This is a genomic window from Bacillus swezeyi (assembly GCF_030908325.1).
In the GTDB taxonomy this organism is placed as follows: Bacteria; Bacillota; Bacilli; order Bacillales; family Bacillaceae; genus Bacillus; species Bacillus swezeyi.
In genome coordinates, this window is the sequence record NZ_CP133085.1 from 3531466 (window position 1) to 3552338 (window position 20873).

Annotated in this window: 24 protein-coding genes and 1 pseudogene; 19 read left to right on the forward strand and 6 right to left on the reverse strand. The window is 44.5% G+C overall.

Translation table 11 applies throughout. From position 1 onward, the window contains the following. Nucleotides 1–60 precede the first annotated feature (60 nt). A complete protein-coding gene (locus RBH91_RS17585; RefSeq protein WP_307892368.1) occupies nt 61–1224 on the forward strand; it encodes a MalY/PatB family protein in 1164 nt (387 codons plus the stop codon). A gap of 28 nt (nt 1225–1252) precedes the next feature. Here the strand turns inward: RBH91_RS17585 and RBH91_RS17590 are convergent, their stop codons facing one another. Then, a complete protein-coding gene (locus RBH91_RS17590; RefSeq protein ID WP_307892369.1) occupies nt 1253–1450 on the reverse strand; it encodes a hypothetical protein in 198 nt (65 codons plus the stop codon). 63 nt (nt 1451–1513) lie between these two features. Between RBH91_RS17590 and RBH91_RS17595 the strand changes: the two genes are divergently transcribed. Then, a complete protein-coding gene (locus tag RBH91_RS17595; protein WP_307892370.1) occupies nt 1514–1900 on the forward strand; it encodes a kinase-associated lipoprotein KapB in 387 nt (128 codons plus the stop codon). Between the two features lie 28 nt (nt 1901–1928). On the opposite strand, the gene kapD is transcribed toward RBH91_RS17595, so the two are convergent. Beyond that, a complete protein-coding gene (gene kapD, locus RBH91_RS17600; protein WP_307892371.1) occupies nt 1929–2546 on the reverse strand; it encodes a 3'-5' exonuclease KapD in 618 nt (205 codons plus the stop codon). Between the two features lie 311 nt (nt 2547–2857). On the opposite strand from kapD, the pseudogene RBH91_RS17605 reads away from it, so the two are divergent. The 3 genes and pseudogenes from RBH91_RS17605 to RBH91_RS17615 all read left to right on the forward strand — a co-directional run bounded on the left by RBH91_RS17605 (nt 2858) and on the right by RBH91_RS17615 (nt 6450). Next, a pseudogene (locus RBH91_RS17605) lies at nt 2858–4037 on the forward strand (MFS transporter). Nucleotides 4038–4136: 99 nt separating this feature from the next. Continuing rightward, nucleotides 4137–6014 carry a transglycosylase domain-containing protein gene (locus RBH91_RS17610; protein WP_192855980.1) on the forward strand — a complete coding sequence of 626 codons (1878 nt, stop codon included), beginning with the start codon at nt 4137–4139 and terminating at the stop codon, nt 6012–6014. A gap of 28 nt (nt 6015–6042) precedes the next feature. Next, nucleotides 6043–6450, forward strand: coding sequence for a thiol-disulfide oxidoreductase DCC family protein (locus RBH91_RS17615; RefSeq protein WP_307892372.1), 408 nt, complete (start codon nt 6043–6045; stop codon nt 6448–6450). A 56-nt stretch (nt 6451–6506) separates the two neighbouring features. On the opposite strand, the gene RBH91_RS17620 is transcribed toward RBH91_RS17615, so the two are convergent. Next, nucleotides 6507–7064 (reverse strand): YufK family protein, encoded by a 558-nt coding sequence (locus tag RBH91_RS17620; RefSeq protein ID WP_076762185.1) that lies wholly within the window; start codon nt 7062–7064, stop codon nt 6507–6509. Nucleotides 7065–7249: 185 nt separating this feature from the next. Here RBH91_RS17620 and malK point away from each other — a divergent pair, with 185 nt between their 5' ends. From malK to RBH91_RS17655, 7 genes are all read left to right on the forward strand, one after another. After that, the gene (gene malK, locus RBH91_RS17625) at nt 7250–8851 is read left to right on the forward strand and encodes a malate sensor histidine kinase MalK (protein WP_307892373.1); all 1602 of its coding nucleotides are present in this window, start codon (nt 7250–7252) and stop codon (nt 8849–8851) included. Next, nucleotides 8844–9551, forward strand: a complete 708-nt coding sequence (locus RBH91_RS17630) for a response regulator (RefSeq protein ID WP_076762163.1) — start codon at nt 8844–8846, stop codon at nt 9549–9551. The genes malK and RBH91_RS17630 overlap by 8 nt, the downstream gene beginning before the upstream one ends. A 94-nt stretch (nt 9552–9645) precedes the next feature. Continuing rightward, the gene (locus RBH91_RS17635; RefSeq protein WP_404802450.1) at nt 9646–9768 is read left to right on the forward strand and encodes a hypothetical protein; all 123 of its coding nucleotides are present in this window, start codon (nt 9646–9648) and stop codon (nt 9766–9768) included. Between the two features lie 226 nt (nt 9769–9994). Continuing rightward, nucleotides 9995–10531, forward strand: coding sequence for a CDP-diacylglycerol--serine O-phosphatidyltransferase (gene pssA / locus RBH91_RS17640; RefSeq protein ID WP_076762164.1), 537 nt, complete (start codon nt 9995–9997; stop codon nt 10529–10531). Between the two features lie 6 nt (nt 10532–10537). Then, complete coding sequence (locus RBH91_RS17645) at nt 10538–11020, forward strand: DedA family protein (RefSeq protein ID WP_307892374.1); 483 nt, start codon at nt 10538–10540, stop codon at nt 11018–11020. Nucleotides 11021–11063: 43 nt separating this feature from the next. Continuing rightward, nucleotides 11064–11855 (forward strand): phosphatidylserine decarboxylase, encoded by a 792-nt coding sequence (locus tag RBH91_RS17650; RefSeq protein WP_076762166.1) that lies wholly within the window; start codon nt 11064–11066, stop codon nt 11853–11855. 265 nt (nt 11856–12120) lie between these two features. Continuing rightward, the gene (locus tag RBH91_RS17655; RefSeq protein ID WP_076762167.1) at nt 12121–13467 is read left to right on the forward strand and encodes a sodium/malate symporter MaeN; all 1347 of its coding nucleotides are present in this window, start codon (nt 12121–12123) and stop codon (nt 13465–13467) included. A gap of 58 nt (nt 13468–13525) precedes the next feature. Here the strand turns inward: RBH91_RS17655 and RBH91_RS17660 are convergent, their stop codons facing one another. After that, a complete protein-coding gene (locus RBH91_RS17660) occupies nt 13526–13759 on the reverse strand; it encodes a hypothetical protein (protein ID WP_307892375.1) in 234 nt (77 codons plus the stop codon). 245 nt (nt 13760–14004) lie between these two features. Between RBH91_RS17660 and RBH91_RS17665 the strand changes: the two genes are divergently transcribed. Genes RBH91_RS17665 through mnhG form a run of 7 tightly spaced genes read left to right on the forward strand, consistent with a single transcriptional unit; the run spans nt 14005 to nt 19771 of the window. Next, on the forward strand, nt 14005–16407 hold the full coding sequence (locus RBH91_RS17665) for a Na+/H+ antiporter subunit A (RefSeq protein WP_148956440.1): 2403 nt from the start codon (nt 14005–14007) through the stop codon (nt 16405–16407). Then, nucleotides 16404–16835: a Na(+)/H(+) antiporter subunit B gene (locus RBH91_RS17670; RefSeq protein ID WP_307892376.1), complete on the forward strand. Its 432-nt coding sequence runs from the start codon at nt 16404–16406 to the stop codon at nt 16833–16835. The genes RBH91_RS17665 and RBH91_RS17670 overlap by 4 nt, the downstream gene beginning before the upstream one ends. After that, nucleotides 16835–17176, forward strand: coding sequence for a Na(+)/H(+) antiporter subunit C (locus tag RBH91_RS17675; protein WP_076762171.1), 342 nt, complete (start codon nt 16835–16837; stop codon nt 17174–17176). Before RBH91_RS17670 ends, RBH91_RS17675 begins: the two co-directional genes overlap by 1 nt. Continuing rightward, complete coding sequence (locus RBH91_RS17680) at nt 17169–18647, forward strand: Na+/H+ antiporter subunit D (protein ID WP_076762172.1); 1479 nt, start codon at nt 17169–17171, stop codon at nt 18645–18647. The genes RBH91_RS17675 and RBH91_RS17680 overlap by 8 nt, the downstream gene beginning before the upstream one ends. A 5-nt stretch (nt 18648–18652) precedes the next feature. Continuing rightward, the gene (locus tag RBH91_RS17685; protein WP_076762173.1) at nt 18653–19129 is read left to right on the forward strand and encodes a Na+/H+ antiporter subunit E; all 477 of its coding nucleotides are present in this window, start codon (nt 18653–18655) and stop codon (nt 19127–19129) included. Further along, nucleotides 19129–19413, forward strand: a complete 285-nt coding sequence (locus RBH91_RS17690) for a Na(+)/H(+) antiporter subunit F1 (protein ID WP_003184842.1) — start codon at nt 19129–19131, stop codon at nt 19411–19413. The genes RBH91_RS17685 and RBH91_RS17690 overlap by 1 nt, the downstream gene beginning before the upstream one ends. Next, nucleotides 19397–19771 carry a monovalent cation/H(+) antiporter subunit G gene (gene mnhG / locus RBH91_RS17695; protein ID WP_076762174.1) on the forward strand — a complete coding sequence of 125 codons (375 nt, stop codon included), beginning with the start codon at nt 19397–19399 and terminating at the stop codon, nt 19769–19771. Before RBH91_RS17690 ends, mnhG begins: the two co-directional genes overlap by 17 nt. Nucleotides 19772–19797: 26 nt before the next feature. On the opposite strand, the gene RBH91_RS17700 is transcribed toward mnhG, so the two are convergent. Continuing rightward, a complete protein-coding gene (locus tag RBH91_RS17700; protein WP_307892377.1) occupies nt 19798–20187 on the reverse strand; it encodes a hotdog fold thioesterase in 390 nt (129 codons plus the stop codon). Between the two features lie 17 nt (nt 20188–20204). Beyond that, nucleotides 20205–20843, reverse strand: coding sequence for a two-component system response regulator ComA (locus tag RBH91_RS17705; RefSeq protein ID WP_076762176.1), 639 nt, complete (start codon nt 20841–20843; stop codon nt 20205–20207). Nucleotides 20844–20873: the final 30 nt, after the last annotated feature.

Here is a 20873-nt window from a genome sequence, read left to right on the forward strand (position 1 = left end):
ATTGCAATCTCCTGCTATCATCGTTAATGTATAACATATGAAAACACATGAGGTGAGATCATGGATTTTAATACAAAACATAACAGACTCGGGACACAATCTGTAAAGTGGGATTTGACGCAGGAATTGTTCGGCGTTAATGACGCGCTGCCGATGTGGGTGGCCGATATGGATTTCCGCGCACCTCAAGCAGTTATTGACGCGCTTCAGCAGCGCTTGGAACACGGTGTTTTCGGATATACGTCGGCAAATGCCAAAACGAAAGAAGCTGTCGTCAGCTGGCTCAGCCGCCGCCACGGCTGGGAGAGCGAACCATCGTCTATCATCTTCAGCCCCGGCATTGTAACGGCGCTGGGCACGGCAGTCCAAGCATTCACTGAGCCGGGAGACAAGGTCATCGTGCAGCCGCCTGTTTATCCCCCGTTCTTTGACATGGTAACGAAGAACGGACGAACTGTTTTACATAATCCTTTAATTGAAAAAGACGGGCGCTATGAGATGGATTTTCGCGATCTTGAGAAAAAGCTGAGCGAACCGGATGTGAAGCTGTTTATTCTTTGCAATCCGCATAATCCTTCGGGCCGTTCCTGGACGAAAGAAGAGTTGACAAAGCTTGGTGAACTTTGCCTTGACCACGGCGTCACAGTCGTTTCCGACGAAATCCATTCGGATTTGATGCTGAATGGAAGGCAGCATACACCGTTCGCCTCTATATCACCCGAATTCGCGGAGCTTTCCATCACATGCATCGCTCCGAGCAAGACATTTAATTTGGCAGGGCTTCAGGCATCAGCCATCCTGATTCCCGATCAGGCAAAGAGGGCGGCTTTCACACAAGTGATGCAGCGCCAAGGGCTGCACTCCTTAAACACATTCGCGGTCGCGGCCATTGAGGCGGCTTATTCAAAAGGCGAACCTTGGCTGGATCATTTAATTTCCTATATTGAACATAACATGGAAGAGGTCCGCCGCTTTTTGGAGAAAGAGCTCCCTGATGTTCAGATGATGAAGCCTGATGCTTCATATTTAGCCTGGCTTGACTGCCGGGCGCTCGGACTGTCAGATCAGGAAATAAAACGCAAGCTCATTCATAAAGGAAAGCTGATCCTTGAGTCGGGACCGAAGTACGGCCCAGGCGGAGAAGGATTTGTGAGAATGAATGTCGGATGTTCACTGTCTGTTGTAAAAGACGGGCTGATCCGGTTGAAAACGGCTTTTTCGTGAGCATTCCGGCTATCGCCGGATGCTCTTCTTATCGTTTTTGTGGTTCTCGCTTTAATTCCCTTTCAAGCTTTTCCGCTTTTTCAGCTTCTTTTCTTGAATGTTTGATGATCAGCCGGAATACAAAAAGAGCGATGATAAAGAAAATAGCCAGCGTGATAAAAGAAGGGATATATTCTCTTTTATCTTCAGGAAAATAAAGCATAAACTGAATCAGAAGCGGCGCCATTTTTCTTCCTCCCCGTTTATTTGTTCTTTCCATTTATTATCATACCATGAGGAGGCAGACACAGTGAATCAGTTTCAAGTCGGAGATAAGGTAAAAGGTTTTTATAAAACAGGCGTGTACATTGGTGAAATTACAGATATCAAGCCGATGCACTATTTAGTCAAAATTCTCGCCGTTTTAACCCATCCGAAGCAGGGGGATCTCCACCACCCCAAACATGCGGAAGTTCCTTTTTTTCATGAAAGAAAGGCTCTCGCTTATCGCGAACTGACAAATATTCCGCATCATATGGTGAAGCCGTTCGACGGTGCGGTTCCGAATTACGAGGATTCGCTTCGCGAGGCGCTGAACCGCTTTAAAGAAAAATTATTAAACGATCCGTCCGATTATGCGGCAAAATCGTTAGAATGTGCTGCCGCACTTGAAAAAGAATATTTTCCAAACAAATAACCCAATCTTCTGTTTAAGATTGGGTTTTTTATGTGGCATGCGGAAATACCTTGGAAAGGTCGACCCGGTCGCCGATCGTCGTCGGTTTTGGATTCTCCAAATACTGTTTATCCCGTTCAACAAGCTGAAATAATTTATACGTTGTCATGGCGTCATCAAGCGCTTTATGCTGTTTTCCCGTGCCTGAATCTCCATATTCCTCAGCCGCTTTCCACAAATTCGTCAGCGTTTTGTCGCCAAAGAATTCCTTGTACTCCATAGACAAGTCCCTCATCTCCCCTTTGAACGGAAACGGAACGTGGTTAAACATGCAATTTTGCTTTAATACTTTCATATCCATGTTTCCCCATGTAATAATGACGCTGTTTTGCTCTGAATCAAGCTCTCTCAGTTTTTCTATAAAGGACTGAAACGGGATGCCTTGATCAACCTGATTTTGGGTAATATTCAAAAATGTTTTGCAGCGCCTTGTTAATTTAGGAAACTTCTTTGGCTTTATATAGCTTGAAAACGTCTCAACCACCTCATCATCAACCGCCTTTACAATCCCTGCTTCAATGATCTCCGGGAAAAAATTTTGCGGATGATATTTCCCCTCCGGCATTGTAAATTCAAAATCAATAACAAGTAAGGTGCTTGGATTCAATTTTCACACCTGCCTTTCTTATCGCAATATAAAAAACTTTTGGACTGAGGACAGCCGATTTGGTTTGGTTCAGACCCAAGACCTTTGTTCTGTATGCAAAATCCGTTCATCTTTCTTTTATTATATCATTATATTTCTATATTTAAGCTCATATTTTCTGAAAATGACGAAAATTCCTTCAAATGCCTGTTTTTCATTCTCTGGAATGCAGGCATTCCATCCTTCTTCCAAATTTCCTTTATAATGAAAATGGAACTCAATTTTTGAAGAAGGTGATTCACATCTCTGTTCATAAGAAAAACCTTGTCATCATGTGGTTTGCAAATTTTTTTATGGCGGCAAGCTCCACCATGGTTCTTCCGTTTCTTTCACTCTATATTGAGACGCTCGGCAGCTATCCCGACGGGTTCACGCAAAAATGGAGCGGATATGTTTTTGGCGTCACATTTTTGATGGCTTTTTTGGTCTCTCCTTTTTTGGGGGAGATTTGGTGATAAACACGGCTATAAAAAAATACTGCTGATTACAGGTTCAGGCATCGGAACGAGCATTCTCCTGATGTCCCTTGTCTCATCTGTATATGAGCTGTTTTTTCTAAGAATGGCAATGGGTCTTGTCACAGGCTTCATCCCTACTTCACTGGCGATGATTTCAGCCCAGACGCCGAAAAGAGCAGCTGGCAAAATGCTTGGCACATTGCAGATGGGCACGGTTTCAGGAGGATTATTCGGCCCTTTGCTCGGCGGGCTTCTTGCCGATCATGTCGGTTTTACATATACCTTTTTTATCACGGCATTTGTCATTTATGGCGCTGTTCTCCTCGTATTTGCCGGGGTTCGGGAACGGCCGCTGAAATCCAATCGCGACCGCTCCATCACATACACAAGAAAGCAAGTTCTGCGAACGATTTTAAATCAGCGGTCGCTCATAACAGTCATGATTTTAACGGCTGTCATTCAAGTGGGAAACTTCAGCATCCAGCCGCTTCTCGCCCTGTATGTCAGTGAGCTGCATGGCACTCAAAACCTCGCATTCTTTTCCGGATTGGCTTTTTCAGCAACCGGTCTCGGCAGCCTTTTGGCCGCAAGAAAGTGGGGAGCTCTGGGCGACAGATTCGGCCATGGAAAAATATTAGTCATTCTCTCGCTTTCAGCAGCGGTTTGTTTTATCCCCCAAGGGCTGACATCATCGTATGAAACGCTCGTGGTCTTCAGATTCCTGTTCGGCATCGCCTTAGGCGGAATGATTCCTTGCATCACGGCATCCATTCGCCTCCAAGCTCCAGGCTCGATACAGGGGGAAGTGCTTGGGTATAACGTCAGTTTCAGATTTTTGGGCAATGTCATCGGCCCGGTCCTCGGCGGAATTCTATCAAGCTATTTTGGCATTTCTGCCGCCTTTTACGTAACCGCTTTTCTCTTTTTCAGCGGAGCCTGCCTTTTGCTGTTCCAAAGGTCCCAACAAAAGAAATCCGAGGCAAAAGCAAGCTGACAGTATAAAAAACAGCAAATCTATTAAATTATCCTTCTCCATATTCAAAAAAAATGGTACGATATGGCTAGAATTTTAGCGAAAAGAGAGTGACAAAGAGTGACCAAGTTGCGTTCGATTATTGGATGGTTTTTGCTGATTATGTTAATTCCTATATTTGTATATACTTTAATGGCCTCAGGTCGGGAAGCCCAAGAAATGAAGCCTCTCGACAAAGTGCTCGATGAAAAAATCAATTTAAAGGATATCGGCCTTGTACAAAACAGCTACATGTATGACAGGGACGGAGCCCTGATTTCTGAAATTGTTTCAGATCACCAAAACCGGGTGTTTGTCTCTTATGAAAACATCCCCGAGCATGTTAAGCAGCTGTTTCTGACTTCGGAAGACCGCCATTTCTTTCACCATAAAGGGTTTGATTTCATCGGGATGGCCAGAGCCGCAGTAGCCAATTTCAAAAAAGGCGGAATTGATCAGGGAGCAAGCACGATTACACAGCAGCTCTCGCGAAACTTGTATTTGAGCCATGAACGGTCCTTCGACCGGAAGCTGACAGAGCTTCTGTACTCCTATCAGCTTGAAAAAAAGCTATCAAAAGAAGAAATTTTCGAGAAATATTTAAATACGATTTATTTTAATAATGGCGTATACGGAATTGGATCTGCATCTTCTTTTTATTTCAGCAAGCCTCTGAAATCTCTCACCCTTGCTGAAACGGCGTTTATTTGCGCGATTCCTAATAACCCTACATTATATGATCCTTTGAAACATTTTGACTACACAAAAACCCGTCAAAAGCGGCTCCTTGAAGGGCTGAAAAAAGCGGGGGTCATTTCTGAAAAAGACTATAAAAAAGCGGTTAAACAAAAAATTAAGCTTGATGTAAAAGAAAAGAAGGATGCTTATCCCGATTATGCGACATACGTCGATGATGAATTCACCGAATTGGTTTCCGCTTCTGAAGGGTTTGACAAACGGCTGAAAAAGGCAAAAACAAAAGAAGAGAAGAACAAAATCGAAAAAGAGCTTTCAAACCGAATCAGCTCCCTTCTGACAAGCGGAGTTAAAATCTATACAGCGCTTGATCCCGCCATGCAAAACCGGGTCGTCCAGCAAGTGGAAAGCAGGCTTCCTTATGCAGGTGTACAGGGCGGGGCTGTGGTCATCGACCATCAAACCCATCAAATTGTCGCCATGTCAGGCGGAAAAAATTATAAGAAATACGATTTTAACCTGGCTTATCAAGCCCACAGGCAGCCCGGATCATCGATCAAACCGCTGCTTGACTACGGACCTTATATTGAAGAAACGGGCGCTACGGCCGGCAGCATGATCGATGCCAGCAGATTTTGCAGCAAGGATTACTGCCCGAACAACTATAATGAAAAAACATATGGAACCGTGTCGATCAAAACGGCATTTAAAAATTCCTATAATACACCGGCAGTCCGGGCGTTAAACCAAGTCGGCGTGCAAAAAGGGTTCAGCTATTTAGAGCCGTTCGGCTTTGAAAAAATCGATCCGAAGGACTATCGTCTCCCAGCCGCACTGGGCGGGTTTACGGATGGCTTTTCACCGCTTGAGATGGCGAACGCTTATACGACGTTTGGCAATGACGGCAGCTACACGCCAAACCATGCGATCACAAAGGTTACGGATTTAAAGGGAAAAACGCTTTACAAGTGGAAAGACAAACCGAAACAGGTCTTCAGCCCGCGGACAAACAGCCAATTGCGTGTGCTGATGTCAGCGGTTGTCAAAGAAGGAACCGGACGAAAAGCCAATTTCAGCGGCGGATATGTCGGTGGCAAGACGGGGACGTCCAACGACTATAGAGACCTGTGGTTTGTCGGATTGACGGATACGTATACAATGAGTGTATGGGTTGGAAAAGAGAAAAAAGGCAATGTCGAATTTCTTCATCATGCAGCGCCTCATCTTTTGATATGGAAAGGGACGCTTCAATACGCAAATTAAAGTATGAGAAGGGAGAGATCAAGAGCCTATGACGGAAATGCCTGATCGCATCGTTCTTTTTGATGGCGTCTGCAATTTTTGTGACGGAGCTGTTCAATTCATCATTAAACATGATCCGAAAGGCTTGTTTTCATTCGCTTCTCTGCAATCTGACATCGGCGGGGAGCTGCTCAAGCACTATCAGCTCCCAACCGATCATTTTGACAGCTTTATATTGATCAAGGAAGGCCGGGTATACCAAAAATCATCGGCGGCATTGCACGTGTTGAAAAGCCTCCCCGGACTGTGGCGGGCAGCTGCCGTCTTTTTGATCATTCCCCGGCCGCTTCGGGACGCAGTTTACAGCCTGATCGCGAAAAACCGCTATAAATGGTTTGGCCAAAAAAACGAATGCATGATCCCCGGTCCTGATATCAGAAAAAGATTTCTTTCATAAAAAAACCGGAGCCTCTGGACAAGCGTCCATGCTCCGGTTTTTTTGCCCCCGGCCTCTTATACAGGCAAGCTGGCCATGATGCTGTTGTAAAGCTTGATGATGATATAGATCGTACCGATCATAAATGTAAACCAAAACAGCAGCTGAAACATAATGAAACCGATTAATGAAAAATATGAAAGCGTACCGTGGATCGTATACACGATAAAAACAAGGTAGGCAAGCGTCGCCAGCAGAAAAACCGCTGCAATACCCAAGGGATATTGGACAAAAATAAAGGATAAAAGGCTCGCGCCAAGATAAACCAAGGAGCCGATCCTCATTTTTTTCAAGTTTGCTCCTTCAGGATCTTTGGCAAAAAACAAAAGTGAGAGCTCTGTCACAGTATTGGCGATGAGCTTAAGCGCTGAAAACACCATAAAAAAAATCAGCGCAAACACTATAAACAAAGCCATTCTGATGCCGCCCTCAGAAAAAAATTCGAGCATTCCTTCATAAATGCCGAGAGAAGACAGCATCTCCATGGCGTACATTACGGAAGAGATGGCCAATGATGAACTAAAGAGCAGAATTGCAAAAAACGGAAAAAACCCTGTTATATACGTATTTTTCATAAAAAAAGACCCTTTCTGATATGTTCCATCATTCATTATGTACGACTTAGGACCTGTTGACAAGAATATTTTCCATATTTTTATTTCGATGATCTATCAGAGAAGATGCTGGATTCTTCACAAATTCGCCATTTCCCTGTAAAGTATTACTTGTTGACTAATCAATAGATCGCGAGGAATCGCCATTGAAAAAAACATTAAAACTGCAGACCCGGCTGACGATATTTGTCTGTGTCGTCGTCTTCATCTCTTTATTGATCACTTTTTTTATGATTGGAGCTGAAACTGCAAGAGATATACGGGAGCAGGAACAGACGATTGCGCTCCAGACAGCGGAGATGGTCGCTGAAGCTCCGATAACAGCACAGTCGCTTGAAAGCGGCGAATACAAAGAACTGCAACATTACACAGGCCGCGTTCAAAAGGTGACAAAGACCGAATTTGTCGTTGTCATGGATATGAACAGCATTCGAAAAACCCATCCCGATCCGGATAAAATCGGAAAGAAATTTGCGGGCGGAGATGAAAAAGAGGTACTGAAAGGACATCAGCATATCAGTACGGCAAAAGGCACGCTCGGAGAATCTCTGAGGGCTTTCGTCCCCGTCTATAATGAAAAGGGAACTCAAGTCGGCGCTGTCGCGGTCGGCATCACCCTTCATGAAATCGAACAGATCATCGAGCAAAACCTCCGCCCTTTATATACGGTCATTGTCCTCAGCATCTGTGCCGGCGTCATCGGTGCTGTCATCGTGGCAAGAAAAGTGAAAACGATCATGTTTGGCATGGAGCCGTATGAAATTGCAACATTGCTGAACGAACGGAGCGCGATGCTTGAATCGACGAAAGAAGGAATTCTAGCCGTCGACCGAACCGGCAGAATCAAGCTTGCCAATGCGGAAGCAAAACGCCTCTTCAAAAAAATGGGGATCGATGAAAATCCGATTAATCGTGATGTGGGCGAACTTCTGCCAAACAGCAGGCTGAAACAAGTCATCGAAACACAGAAGCCGGTCAATGACAGGGATGTCAGAATCAATGGGCTTGAGCTTGTCTTCAACGAGGTTCCGATTCACTTAAAAAAAGGAAACATTGTCGGAGCGATTGCTACATTTCGTGATAAAACGGAGGTCAAACACTTAGCTGAACAGCTGTCTGGTGTTAAGATGTACGCAAACGCGCTAAGGGCGCAATCCCACGAATTCATGAACAAACTGCATGTCATTCTTGGACTCGTCCAATTAAAAAATTATGATGAGCTTGGGAACTATATAAAAGACATCGCGATTGATCAGCAGGCTGAAACGAGCGAAATCATCAACCACATTAAGAATTCTGTACTTGCCGGCTTTTTGCTCGGCAAGCAAAGCTATATTAGAGAACAGGGAGCCGTCTTGGAAGTCCATTGCAGCACAAGGATTCCAAACACAGCAAACCAAGCGGTGATCCACGACCTCATCACCGTCATCGGAAATTTGCTCAACAATGCTTTGGACGCCGTCTCTTCTTCTGATAAAAAGAACATTTCAATATCATTTCGGTACCATGACGGTCAGCTTGATATTGAAGTGACAGATACGGGAATCGGCATTTCAACAGAAGATCAGCAGAAAATGTTTGATCAAGGCTTTTCAACAAAAGGTTCCAACCGGGGATTCGGGCTTTATTTTGTCGAACAAAGCCTTGAAAATTTAAATGGACATATTGTCGTGACGAGCGAAAAAAATGAAGGAACGACATTCAGTCTCCGCATTCCGTACGAACCAAAGGAGGATGACTATGATTGATGTATTAATCGTTGAAGACGACCCAATGGTGAGAGAGCTGAATAAGCGCTACCTCAGTCAAATAGACGGATTTCAGCTGAAGGGGATTGCCGCTTCTTTTCAGGAGGCGGTCTCTTTTCTAAGAGAGCAGCGCATCGACCTGATCCTGCTTGACATTTATATGCCTGGCAGGAACGGAGTCGAGCTGTTAACAGAAATCCGGCGCCAAAACCAGTCAGTCGATGTCATTGTCATATCGGCCGCAAGCGAAATGGATGTTGTGCAAAAAACGCTGCGCTTCGGAGCAGTTGATTACTTAATCAAGCCGTTTGAATTTGAACGTTTTCAAACCGCCCTCACCGATTACAAGCGGAAACAGCAAATCTATTCAAGCAATCGGAATATCAGTCAAAAAGAGCTGGACTTCGAGCTTTTCCAAAAAAAACGGGCGCCCGAAAAAGTGCACTTGCCAAAGGGGCTCACAAAAAGCACGCTGAAGCTTATTTGGTCAAGCATCAGATCGTTTGACAGCCTGACATTCACGACCGAGGATTTAGCCAATCACACGGAAATTTCTCAAGTATCAATCCGCAAATATTTGAAGTTTCTCGAGGAAATCGAAGTGCTTAACGTGGAAATGGCCTACGGGACCATCGGAAGGCCCGTTTTCCAATATAAATTAAATACAAACGACATGAACGTGATCAACCAATATTTATAAAAACCCCCTCCCCTTCTGCTGCTTTGGAAGGGGGGGTTTTTTCACAAGCCAAGGATTTATCGCACTTGCCGCCCTCGTATTCGGAAAATGGCATTTGATCGGTGCAGTGTTTGAGCATTATCGGGTCCATGCGCCCCTTTGCCCTTACGTCTTAACGATTTTCGCGCCTGCCGGTTTTATCGGCGGAGCAGATGCGCCGAGAGCGGTAATAGATTAATGGAATAAGAGAGCAGCCATGCTCTCTTATTCTTTTTTCACTGCACCTTAATAAATCTTAAATTTTTTTGATGACGCCAACGCTTTTACCACTTTTATGGTATGATGAGAAAGTCTGGTTAAAATGCATTACAGGAATTTTATTGCAGATAGAATGCAAATCGTATACAATTAAATATTGTTTAATTTCTATATAAAATGGTTTGACTTAAAGGATGCGAAAACAATTGAAAAAAACAATCATACCTTCTTTGATTACGATTGGAAACTTTGTTTCGGGCTTGTCTTCGATATTGCTGGCATTCAGAGGGTATTTATTCTTGGCGATCATATTTGTTGTGATCGGCGCCATTTTGGACAGCCTTGACGGTATGGCCGCGCGGAAATTAAATGCAGTCAGCCTGTTCGGAAAAGAGTTGGACTCATTGGCTGATATTATCACTTTCGGAGTAGCTCCAGCTATTATTACTTATTCGATCGTTTTTCATGATGCTCCGCTGCTCGGCCTCCCTTCTACATTGCTGTTCCCTGTCTGCGGAGCACTTCGGCTGGCCCGTTTTAATATTCAGTCAGAGAACCAGGATTATTTTACGGGACTGCCTATTACGGCTGCAGGCACCATGTTGGTGTGTCTCAACCTTTTATGCGATATCCTCGGCAAAAAGACGTTCATTATGGTCACTTTATTTTTGTCCTATCTCATGGTCAGCAAAATCAAAGTCATCAGTCTAAAAGGAAAAAAACTATTGAAGAAAGTGAGCTAGGGTTTAATGGAGTTGGCAAGAGAATTGATTTCCCACTACGGGTATTTTGCGATATTCGGCATGCTTGTCCTCGGAATCGTAGGCCTTCCAATACCCGATGAGGTGATGATGACCTTTGTCGGGTATCTGTCTTCTATTCATATATTAAACTATGGGCTGTCACTCTTGATCAGTTTTTCAGGGGCCATATCAGGCATGCTCATCAGTTATTTTTTAGGGAAGAAAATCGGTAAGCCGCTGCTGGACAGGTTCGGCAAATGGATCGGTCTGACGCCGAAAAGAATGGATACTGTTCATCACTGGTTTGACAAATACGGCCCGTGGACGATCGTATTCGGCTATTTTATTCCCGGAATTCGCCATGTAACATGCTATCTGTCCGGAATGAACGAAATGAAAATGAAAAGGTTTCTGGTGTACGCCGGTTCAGGAGCGTTTATTTGGTGTCTCGTTTTTATTACGGTCGGCTACACGATCGGAGTCATATAAAAAGCCACTTGCTTTCCGGATGACAACAAAAGGAGTGAACAGCTTGAAAAAGCGGCTTTACCGATTTTTGATTGAGTTGACAAATAAAAAGGGCATGTCCCGGGCATTGAAAAAGTTTGCTCAGTCAAAGCTCAGCAAACCACTTATCTCTTCTTATATCAAAACCTTTCATATTAACACAGAAGAAATGCTGGAAGATGCCGGCTCTTTTAACAGCTTGCACGAACTGTTCATCAGAAAATTGAAGAACGGGGCGCGCCCGCTCCCCGCAGATCCAAACAGCCTGGTCAGCCCCGTAGACGGGGTTATAGAGGAAATGGGCACGATCTCATCAGATAAACAGTTTATCGTGAAAAATAAACCTTACTCGCTCGAAGAAATGATCGGCAGAGATGAAGTCACAGGCCGCTATTTGGGCGGAACATATATCATCATCTATTTAAGCCCGAAAGACTACCACAGAATCCACAGTCCGGCGCACGGCACGCTTGAAAAACAATATTCGCTGGGAAACGCTTCTTACCCGGTGAATCATATAGGATTGACGTACGGAAAATCGCCGCTGACGAAAAACCACAGGATGATTTCAGAATTCAAGCATCAATTTGGATCAGCCCTGTTAGTGAAAGTCGGAGCGATGTATATTAATTCGATCGTCATACTGTCGGATTCAAAAGAATGGCGCCAAGGAGAAGAAATCGCCTATTTTTCATTCGGATCAACCGTTATTCTCCTGTTTGAAAAAGACACCTTTCTCCCTGCCGAGCGCCTGCATCCCTCACTTCAAGTGAAAATGGGAGAAGTGTTGGGCTCTCTTACAAACCGAAAATCGTAATCCCCCGAAAACGCCATCGGGGGATTTTTTAACCGCTTGTGTAAAAAACACCCGCAAAATAAACGAAAGCAGCCTTTTCCTCTTCATGAAAAACCGCCACCATAAATCAAAAGGCCTAAAATTTTTTTAGTCAAGCGAATAAACATCACTTTTTCGGCCTTTTCATTTTAATTTAATTATCAATCAATTATTTTAATTTAAAAAACGCACAGAATCGACACTTTTCTTCTACAATTGAAACCATACAAACATGGGGGTGTTTTTCATGGAAGCAGCAAAAGATTTGAAACCGATTACAAATCATAATCACCAACAAGATAATAAAAACCTGTTCCAGAAAATAATCAGCTGGAAGATCGGAGTTATCCCTTTTCCGCTTTATATTTCTCTGGCTGTCATTATCTTCTTAGCAGCGTATTTTAATGAACTGCCGAACGATATGCTTGGCGGCTTTGCTATCATCATGATTCTCGGAATTATTCTCGGAGATATCGGCCAGCGTATTCCAATTTTAAAAGACATTGGCGGACCGGCTATTCTTTCATTGTTCGTTCCTTCGTTTTTAGTCTTTTTTAAAGTGCTGAATCCAGCTTCGTTGGAAGCGGTTACAACACTGATGAAGACGTCAAATTTCTTGTATTTCTATATTGCTTGTTTAGTAGCCGGAAGCATTTTGGGCATGCACCGCACCGTTCTGATCCAAGGTTTTATGAGAATGTTCGTTCCGCTTTTGGCCGGGACAGTCGCCGCTGTAACTGCCGGAATTCTCGTCGGTCTTTTATTTGGCTATAGTCCTTATGAAGCTTTCTTCTTTATCATTGTCCCGATTATTGCCGGCGGTATCGGAGAAGGCATTTTGCCGCTGTCTCTAGCGTATTCGCAAATTTTGGGCCAATCTACGGATGTATTCGTTTCCCAGCTGATACCAGCCGCTATCATTGGAAACGTCGTGGCGATTATCTCGGCCGGCCTGATGAAAAAGCTTGGCGAAAAACGTCCTGAATTAAACGGGAATGGACGCCTTGTCAAATCGAAAAAAGATGATGAAATTTTCAATCAAAAAGAAGAGGAAGCCAAAATTGATTTGAAATTAATGGGCGCCGGCGTTCTGATCGCTTGTTCGTTCTTCATTTTCGGCGGCCTGGTTTCCAAGTTCATCGCAATTCCCGGAGCGATTTTAATGATCATCGCCGCGGCTCTTGTAAAGTATGCAAAACTCCTGCCGGCCAGCATGGAAAAGGGCGCTCACCAGCTTTACAAATTTATGTCCTCAAGCTTTACATGGCCGTTGATGGTCGGATTGGGCATTCTTTATATTCCGCTTGATGATGTAGCATCAGTCATCTCTTTGCGCTTCATCGCTGTCTGTGCTTCTGTCGTTGTTGCCATGGTGACGTCAGGATACTTCGTCGGAAAACTAATGAACATGTATCCTGTGGAATCAGCGATTGTCACCGGCTGCCACAGCGGACTTGGCGGTACGGGAGACGTGGCCATTCTTTCCGCTTCCGGCCGAATGGGCCTCATGCCTTTCGCGCAAATTTCAACGCGTCTCGGAGGGGCATCAACCGTGATTGTGGCAACCGTTTTACTGAAGTTTTTCACCTCGTAAGAACGTATAAAAAAACAAAAAGGAGTCTGATCTATGCGATCGGATTCCTTTTTTGTTTTCAGCGTTTCTCAACTCTGATATATTCTCTCGGTTTAAAAGGAGAGGTTCCTTTCTTGACCAAAGGCTCATCCTCTGCCCCTGTCTGAATCGGAGCGTAATCGCCGCGGTACTGCGTGTCTTCGTCTGCTCCGATGTCAGGCGGCGTTTCACGAGTCATTTCCCTGTTGATCATAAACGCTCCTGCAAAAAGCGAACAAAATAAACTGCAGCTGACAAAAGCTTTTTTTCTCACCTTTTATCACCTCAGTTTTCAGCTTGTTCAAAAAAACTTTCCATTATACAAATGCTTTATTTTTTGATAAAATTGTTTTCAGGTTCATAAGACCGCATAAACAAGTGATTTTTTGTGATCATGCAGCCGATTAAAATTTGAGTTATAATTTGTCTAGGTCACCAGTTCTAAAAAAGTACATAACGTTTGAAAATTTTAGTATGGAACAGAATGTATTTATACAAGCTACCTAAGGGAGGTTAACGATGACATCTTTACATATTGCGATTTTATCGCCTATTGCACTCGCCTTCTTTATTCCGCTATTGGCGAAATATGCCCGAAAGATTCATACAGGATGGTTTGTCCTGCTTCTTCCTGTTCTATTATTTATTTATTTTTTTCGTATGATCGGCATGACGGCAAATGGGGGCACATTAAGAGCCGGACTGGAATGGATTCCTTCCTTCGGCATCAACTTTACCGCCTATGTGGACGGCCTCGGATTGCTGTTTGCCCTGCTGATTACGGGAATCGGGTCTTTGGTTGTGCTCTACAGCATTTACTATCTGTCTAAAGAAAGAGAACAGCTCGGACCGTTCTACGTTTATCTGCTCATGTTTATGGGAGCAATGCTCGGCGTTGTTCTCGTTGATAACGTCATTGTACTTTATTTATTTTGGGAATTGACCAGCATCTCTTCATTTCTGTTGATCGGCTATTGGTACAAGCGGGAAAAATCGCGTTATGGCGCGACAAAGTCCATGCTTATCACAATTTTCGGCGGTCTTTCCATGCTTGGCGGGTTCATCCTTCTTTATACGATTACGGGCTCATTCAGCATCAGGGAAATGATCAGCCAGGTTGACTTGATTTCGGCTCACAGCTTTTATATTCCGGCACTCGTGCTGATTTTAATCGGAGCTTTTACAAAATCGGCACAATTTCCGTTTTATATCTGGCTTCCGGATGCAATGGAAGCGCCGACACCCGTCAGCGCCTATTTGCATTCTGCAACAATGGTTAAAGCGGGAATTTATATCGTGGCAAGGTTCACCCCGATCTTCGCTTTTTCGGGAGAATGGTTTTGGATCGTTTCCCTCACAGGGATTGTGACGCTTTTCTGGGGCTCCTTCAATGCGGTCAAGCAGACCGATTTGAAATCAATTCTCGCATTTTCTACGGTCAGCCAGCTCGGGATGATCATGTCGATGCTCGGCGTCGGATCGGCAGCTTTGCACTTTCATCATTTTGAATATTACATGGTCTCAGTTATAGCCGCCATCTTTCACCTGATCAACCATGCGACATTCAAAGGCAGCCTGTTCATGGCAGTCGGGATTATCGACCATGAAACGGGCACAAGGGATATCCGTAAGCTTGGCGGTTTAATGACGATCATGCCGATTACCTTTACGATTACATTGATCGGCGCTTTCTCGATGGCCGGACTGCCTCCTTTCAACGGATTTCTGAGTAAAGAAATGTTCTTCACAAGCATGCTCAGGACCACTGATTTCAGCCTGTTCAACGCCGGTACATGGGGTTTTCTGTTCCCTGTTTTGGCATGGATCGGCAGCTTGTTTACCTTTATTTACTGCATGGTTTTATTATTTAAAACATTTACGGGAAAATATCAGCCTGAAAAACTTGAGAAAAAAGCGCATGAGGCTCCGCTCGGCATGCTGATTTCGCCGATTATCCTCGTCTCTCTCGTGGTGATTTTTTTCTTTTTCCCGAACATTTTGTCTTACAGCATCATTGAGCCTGCAGCTGCATCAATTATGCCGACCCTTTTGGGCGAAGACGAAAAATTCAAGGTTCATATTTATATGTGGCACGGCTTTTCACCTGAGCTCTTTATGACAATCGGCGTCGCTGCCCTCGGAATTCTCGCTTATATGACCCTTGCCAAATGGCGAAAGGTCTATGGCCTTCTCCCGGAAAAACTGACGCTGAACAAACTGTATGACAGCTCGCTGTCAGGTCTTGAGAAGGGCTCCAACAAGATCACAAGGACCTACATGACCGGATTTCTCCGCGACTACCTTGTGTATGTTTTTGTCTTTTTTATCATTGTCATCGGCGGCTCTCTCGCGATTACAGGCGGCTTTTCATATGACGTCAAAGGAAATGCTTCAATCGGCGTATATGAGCTCGTTCTGTCGGCGGTTATGATTGCCGCGACATTTACAACCGTTTTTGCAAGGTCAAGGCTGACGGCGATTATCGGACTTGGTGTCATCGGCTATACACTCGCTTTATTTTTTGTTATTTTCAGGGCGCCCGACCTGGCGCTGACACAGCTCATTATTGAAACAATTTCAGTAGCGCTGTTCCTTTTATGTTTCTATCATCTGCCGAAATTCAGATTCAAACCGAAATCGGCCAAGTTCAGGGTAACCAATGCCGTTGTGTCGATCGGAGTCGGAGCAATCGTGACTCTGCTCGCTTTGTCAGCAAACAGCCAGCGGACTCTTGAAAGCATTTCATCTTACTTTATTGAAAACAGCTATAAGCTTGCAGGCGGCCATAATATCGTCAACGTGATTTTGGTCGATTTCAGGGGATTTGATACATTGTTTGAGATTACCGTTCTTGTCATCGCCGCTTTAGGAATTTACGGAATGATCACACTCAGAATGGAGAAAGGGGGAGAAGAGCATTGAAAAAACACCAGACAAATGATGTGATCCTTCAAACCGTTACGAAGATCGCTTCTTTTATCATTTTGCTCTTTTCTTTCCATATCTTTTTTGCCGGACATAACAATCCCGGCGGAGGTTTTATCGGCGGCTTGATGACCGCATCTTCTTTCGTGCTGCTTCTGCTCGCCTATGATTTAAAAACGGTGCGGAATATCCTGCCCATCAACTTTATTTATGTGGCCGCATCCGGTTTATTCATCTCCCTCTGCACGGGAATCGGTTCTTTTGTGTTCAGCGCTCAATTTCTCTCGCATGCTTTTGATTATTTTCAGCTTCCTCTGCTGGGGAAAACGGAGCTCGCCACCGCGGTATTGTTTGATATCGGTGTATATCTAGTAGTGGTCGGCGTGACCATGACCATTATTCAAACGATTGGAGAGAGAGAATAATGGAGATTTTAATGTCATTTATCGTAGGAATTTTGTTCACGGCAGCGACTTATTTATTACTGTCAAAGAGCCTTTTGAGGGTGATTATTGGAACGGCCGTGCTCAGCCACGGCGTTCACCTCCTTTTGCTGACGATGGGAGGATTAAAAAAAGGAGCGCCTCCCATTTTACAAGAGGGAACGGCAGCATATGTCGATCCGCTGCCGCAGGCGCTTATTTTAACGGCAATCGTCATCGCTTTCGGTGTGACATCTTTTCTTTTGGTCATGGCCTTCCGCGCCTACCAGGAGCTGAAAATGGATGATATGGATCAAATGAGGGGAAATGATCAACATGAATAATCTTGTAATCCTGCCGATACTCATTCCTTTATTGGCAGCCGTTTTGCTAATATTTATGAACAAATCGATAAAGCTGATGCGCGCATTCAGTGCCATATCTTCCCTTGCAGCCGTGGCGGCCGCGGTTGTGCTCGTACAGACCGTGTTCACCGATGGAATACAAACATTGTATGTCGGCGGCTGGAAACCGCCGTTTGGGATCAGCCTTGTCGCCGATCAGTTTGCCAGCCTTCTTGCATTAACAACGGCAATTATCGGATTTCTGACCGTCCTTTATTCGTTTCGATCGATCGGAGAAAAGCGGGAACGTTTCTTTTATTATCCAGCTGTCCAATTCCTTCTGGCGGGAGTAAGCGGTGCTTTTTTGACAGGCGATCTGTTTAATTTGTTCGTATTCTTTGAGGTTCTGCTGATGGCTTCATATGTCCTGATCGTAATCGGCGGTACGAAGATTCAGCTGCGGGAATCTTTGAAATATATAGTCTTTAATATTATTTCTTCCGCATTATTCGTCATCGGAGTCGCTTATTTATATGCTGTAACGGGCACATTAAATATGGCGGATCTGAGCGTTCGGATCAGCGAATCCGGCCAAACAGGACTGATCACCGTCATCGCCGTATTATTTCTGATCGTTTTCGGTCTGAAAGGCGGGATCTTCCCGCTTTATTTCTGGATGCCTGGTTCTTATTACGCACCGCCTGCACCCATCTCTGCTTTGTTTGGGGCGCTCCTCACAAAAGTCGGGTTATATGCGATCACCCGGGTGTTTACGCTGATTTTCACACAAGACACCGCTTATACCCATCAGCTGATGGTCTGGCTCGCGGCTCTCACGATTATATTCGGGGTTATCGGCTCTATTGCCTATTGGGATGTCCAAAAGATCATCATCTACAATATCGTGACAGCGGTCGGCGTGATTTTGTTTGGTATCGCCGCCAACACACCCGCTTCCATTGAAGGGTCTGTCTATTACTTAATTCATGATATGATCATCAAAGGGGCTCTGTTTATGCTGGGCGGAACACTCTTTGCATTGACAGGAACGAACAATCTGAAGAAAATGAGCGGACTCATTAAAAGCCATCCCGTCCTTGGCTGGATGTTTATGATCTCAGCCGTTTCATTAGCGGGAGTTCCTCCTTTCAGCGGATTTATAGGAAAGCTGAAAATTGCAGAAGGGGGCTTTTTAAGCGGTGAGTTCGTCATTACGATGCTCATGCTGTTATCAAGCCTGCTCGTATTATATTCCGTCATGAAAATTTTTATCAACGGCTTTTGGGGAGATGACCGGGAAGATGCTCCGGCAAAAAGGCCGGTCAAAGGCTACATGTATCCGGCAGCGATACTGCTCTTTCTGTCACTCGCCATCGGAATCGGCACAGAGTTTGTCGCGCCTTACTTTCACCAGGCGGCGGACACGCTGGTAAACCCTGAAAAATATATTGAAGCCGTTTTGAAGGAGTAGATCGCATGGCATTACAAATATTATTGAATTTTATCCTTGCGTTATGCTGGATGTTTCTGAACAATGACTACACTGCTGTCAGCTTGATGATAGGTTACGCGATCGGATTGTTCTCGCTCTTTTTGATGAGGCGTTTTTTCCGCCGCCGTTTTTATTTGATCAACATTTGGGCGATTATCATGCTGCTCTTTATTTTTGCAAAAGAGCTGATCTTAGCCAATGTAAGCGTCCTGAAAACGATTTTGTCCCCAAAGCTGAAAAATAAACCGGGAATCTTTGCATTCAAGACAGATCTTAAAGCAGACTGGGAAATTACGACCTTGGCGAACCTGATTTCTTTAACACCCGGCACATTGGTCGTCGATGTTTCAGACGACCGATCTATTCTCTATATTCATGCCGTGGATATTGATGATGCCGATAAAGCCATCAGCGACATTCGCCATTCATTCGAAGAAGCTATTAAGGAGGTAAGCCGCTGATGTTTGAATTTATTTTGCAATTATCGCTCGGCATTTTGGCGGTCTCCACTTTTTTGTACGTCCTCAGGGTCATTAAAGGACCAAGCATCCCTGACAGAGTGGTGGCGCTTGATGCGATCGGCATCAACCTGATCGGAATTACGGCTCTCGTCTCAATCCTGTTAAATACGACAGCTTATTTAGAGGTTATCCTATTAATCGGTATTCTTGCCTTTATCGGAACCGTGGCATTTTCCAAATTCCTTGAGAAAGGGGAGATTATCGAAAATGATCGAAGCCGCTAAATTGTTCATCGCCGTTTTCATTCTATTGGGCGCGCTGATATCCTTGGCCGCTTCTTTTGGAACATTAAGGCTCCCTGATGTCTATTCGAGAATTCATGCCGCTTCAAAAGGGGCGACTTTGGGAATCATCAGTGTTCTGCTCGGTGTTTTCTTTTACTTCTGGCTGCTTCACGGCTTGATTACGGCAAAGGTGCTCCTCGGCATCGTCTTTGTATTCCTGACGTCTCCTGTAGGCGCCCACCTGATCGCCCGGGCCGCCTATAATACAGGCGTTAAAATGGAAAAGAAAAGCGTCCAGGATGATTATGAAGGCTACAGAAATTTTGTCATCAAAAAGAAAAAAGATTCTTATCTATAAAAAACTCGCCACTTCGGCGAGTTTTTTTATGAGGAAGGATGCTGAGTGACCGCCATTGTACACCTTGAAATGCAAATGAGGCGGTCCTGTTCATCACGGATTTCAATATTGAAGACCATTGTGGTTTTTCCGACATGGAAAGGAGTCGCGACCGCTCGAACGGTTCCTTCCTTGACGGGTCTGATATGATTGGCGTTAATTTCGAGTCCGAAGCAAGCCTGCTGTTTTGGATCGATATGCTGATACGCTCCGATGCTGGCGACCGTTTCAGCAAGTGCGACAGATGCTCCTCCGTGAAGATAGCCAAAAGGCTGACGCGTCCTTTCATCAACCGGCATGACGGCAACGCACCGTTCCTTGCTGCATTCTGTCAGTTCAATCCCCAATGCTTCGAGAAGTGTATGTTTTGTCTCCACCCTGCCATCCCCCTTGATTAAAGTACACCTTCAGATTTTGCGATTAAAACAGCTTCTGTCCTTGAGCCGACATTCAGTTTGCTGAAGACGGACGTCAAACTGTATTCAATCGAGCGCTTGCTTAAATGCAGAGCATCGGCAATCTCCTGATTCGTATAGCCTTTTTCGACTTCTTTTAAGATCAGACATTCCCTTTCGGTCAAGAGCTCATGTTCGGTCTGCTGGCTGCTTGATTTTGTTTTCTGCTGTGTGATCAGCTGTTTAAAATAATCATAATCTACGACAATTTTATTATCCAAAACTTGATATATGTACTCGATAATCTTTTCCTTGGATTCTGTTTTGCTGATCGCGCCGTGCATGCCTGAACGTATCGCTTCTTCAAAATAGTCTTCTACTTCATATCCTGTGTATACGATAATTTTGCATGATGAACATGTCTCAAGGATTTTCTTAGATAGGTCCATTCCGTTGATTTCACCAAGGTTCAAATCCATTAAGATCAGATCATACGCAGAAAAATCATGCTTCGTCAGAAATTGTTCGCTTGCTTCCGGGCTGAGGCAATCGACAATAAAATCCTGATTCGTTTCAAGAATTGCCTTCGTTCCCTCCATGACAGCCGGATGATCATCGATCACAAGTAATCTTCTCATAATTTCCTCCCTTTTGCGTTACCTTGCCCT

What these genes read in the sequence shown, in the direction of transcription:
- RBH91_RS17685 (WP_076762173.1), top strand. Translation starts at nt 18,653, where the DNA reads ATGGCATTACAAATATTATTGAATTTTATCCTTGCGTTATGCTGGATG.
- mnhG (WP_076762174.1), top strand. Translation starts at nt 19,397, where the DNA reads ATGATCGAAGCCGCTAAATTGTTCATCGCCGTTTTCATTCTATTGGGC.
- RBH91_RS17690 (WP_003184842.1), top strand. Translation starts at nt 19,129, where the DNA reads ATGTTTGAATTTATTTTGCAATTATCGCTCGGCATTTTGGCGGTCTCC.
- RBH91_RS17680 (WP_076762172.1), top strand. Translation starts at nt 17,169, where the DNA reads ATGAATAATCTTGTAATCCTGCCGATACTCATTCCTTTATTGGCAGCC.
- RBH91_RS17585 (WP_307892368.1), top strand. Translation starts at nt 61, where the DNA reads ATGGATTTTAATACAAAACATAACAGACTCGGGACACAATCTGTAAAG.
- RBH91_RS17705 (WP_076762176.1), bottom strand. Translation starts at nt 20,843, where the DNA reads ATGAGAAGATTACTTGTGATCGATGATCATCCGGCTGTCATGGAGGGA.
- RBH91_RS17630 (WP_076762163.1), top strand. Translation starts at nt 8,844, where the DNA reads ATGATTGATGTATTAATCGTTGAAGACGACCCAATGGTGAGAGAGCTG.
- RBH91_RS17615 (WP_307892372.1), top strand. Translation starts at nt 6,043, where the DNA reads ATGACGGAAATGCCTGATCGCATCGTTCTTTTTGATGGCGTCTGCAAT.
- RBH91_RS17590 (WP_307892369.1), bottom strand. Translation starts at nt 1,450, where the DNA reads ATGGCGCCGCTTCTGATTCAGTTTATGCTTTATTTTCCTGAAGATAAA.
- RBH91_RS17675 (WP_076762171.1), top strand. Translation starts at nt 16,835, where the DNA reads ATGGAGATTTTAATGTCATTTATCGTAGGAATTTTGTTCACGGCAGCG.
- RBH91_RS17645 (WP_307892374.1), top strand. Translation starts at nt 10,538, where the DNA reads ATGGAGTTGGCAAGAGAATTGATTTCCCACTACGGGTATTTTGCGATA.
- RBH91_RS17620 (WP_076762185.1), bottom strand. Translation starts at nt 7,064, where the DNA reads ATGAAAAATACGTATATAACAGGGTTTTTTCCGTTTTTTGCAATTCTG.
- RBH91_RS17665 (WP_148956440.1), top strand. Translation starts at nt 14,005, where the DNA reads ATGACATCTTTACATATTGCGATTTTATCGCCTATTGCACTCGCCTTC.
- RBH91_RS17655 (WP_076762167.1), top strand. Translation starts at nt 12,121, where the DNA reads ATGGAAGCAGCAAAAGATTTGAAACCGATTACAAATCATAATCACCAA.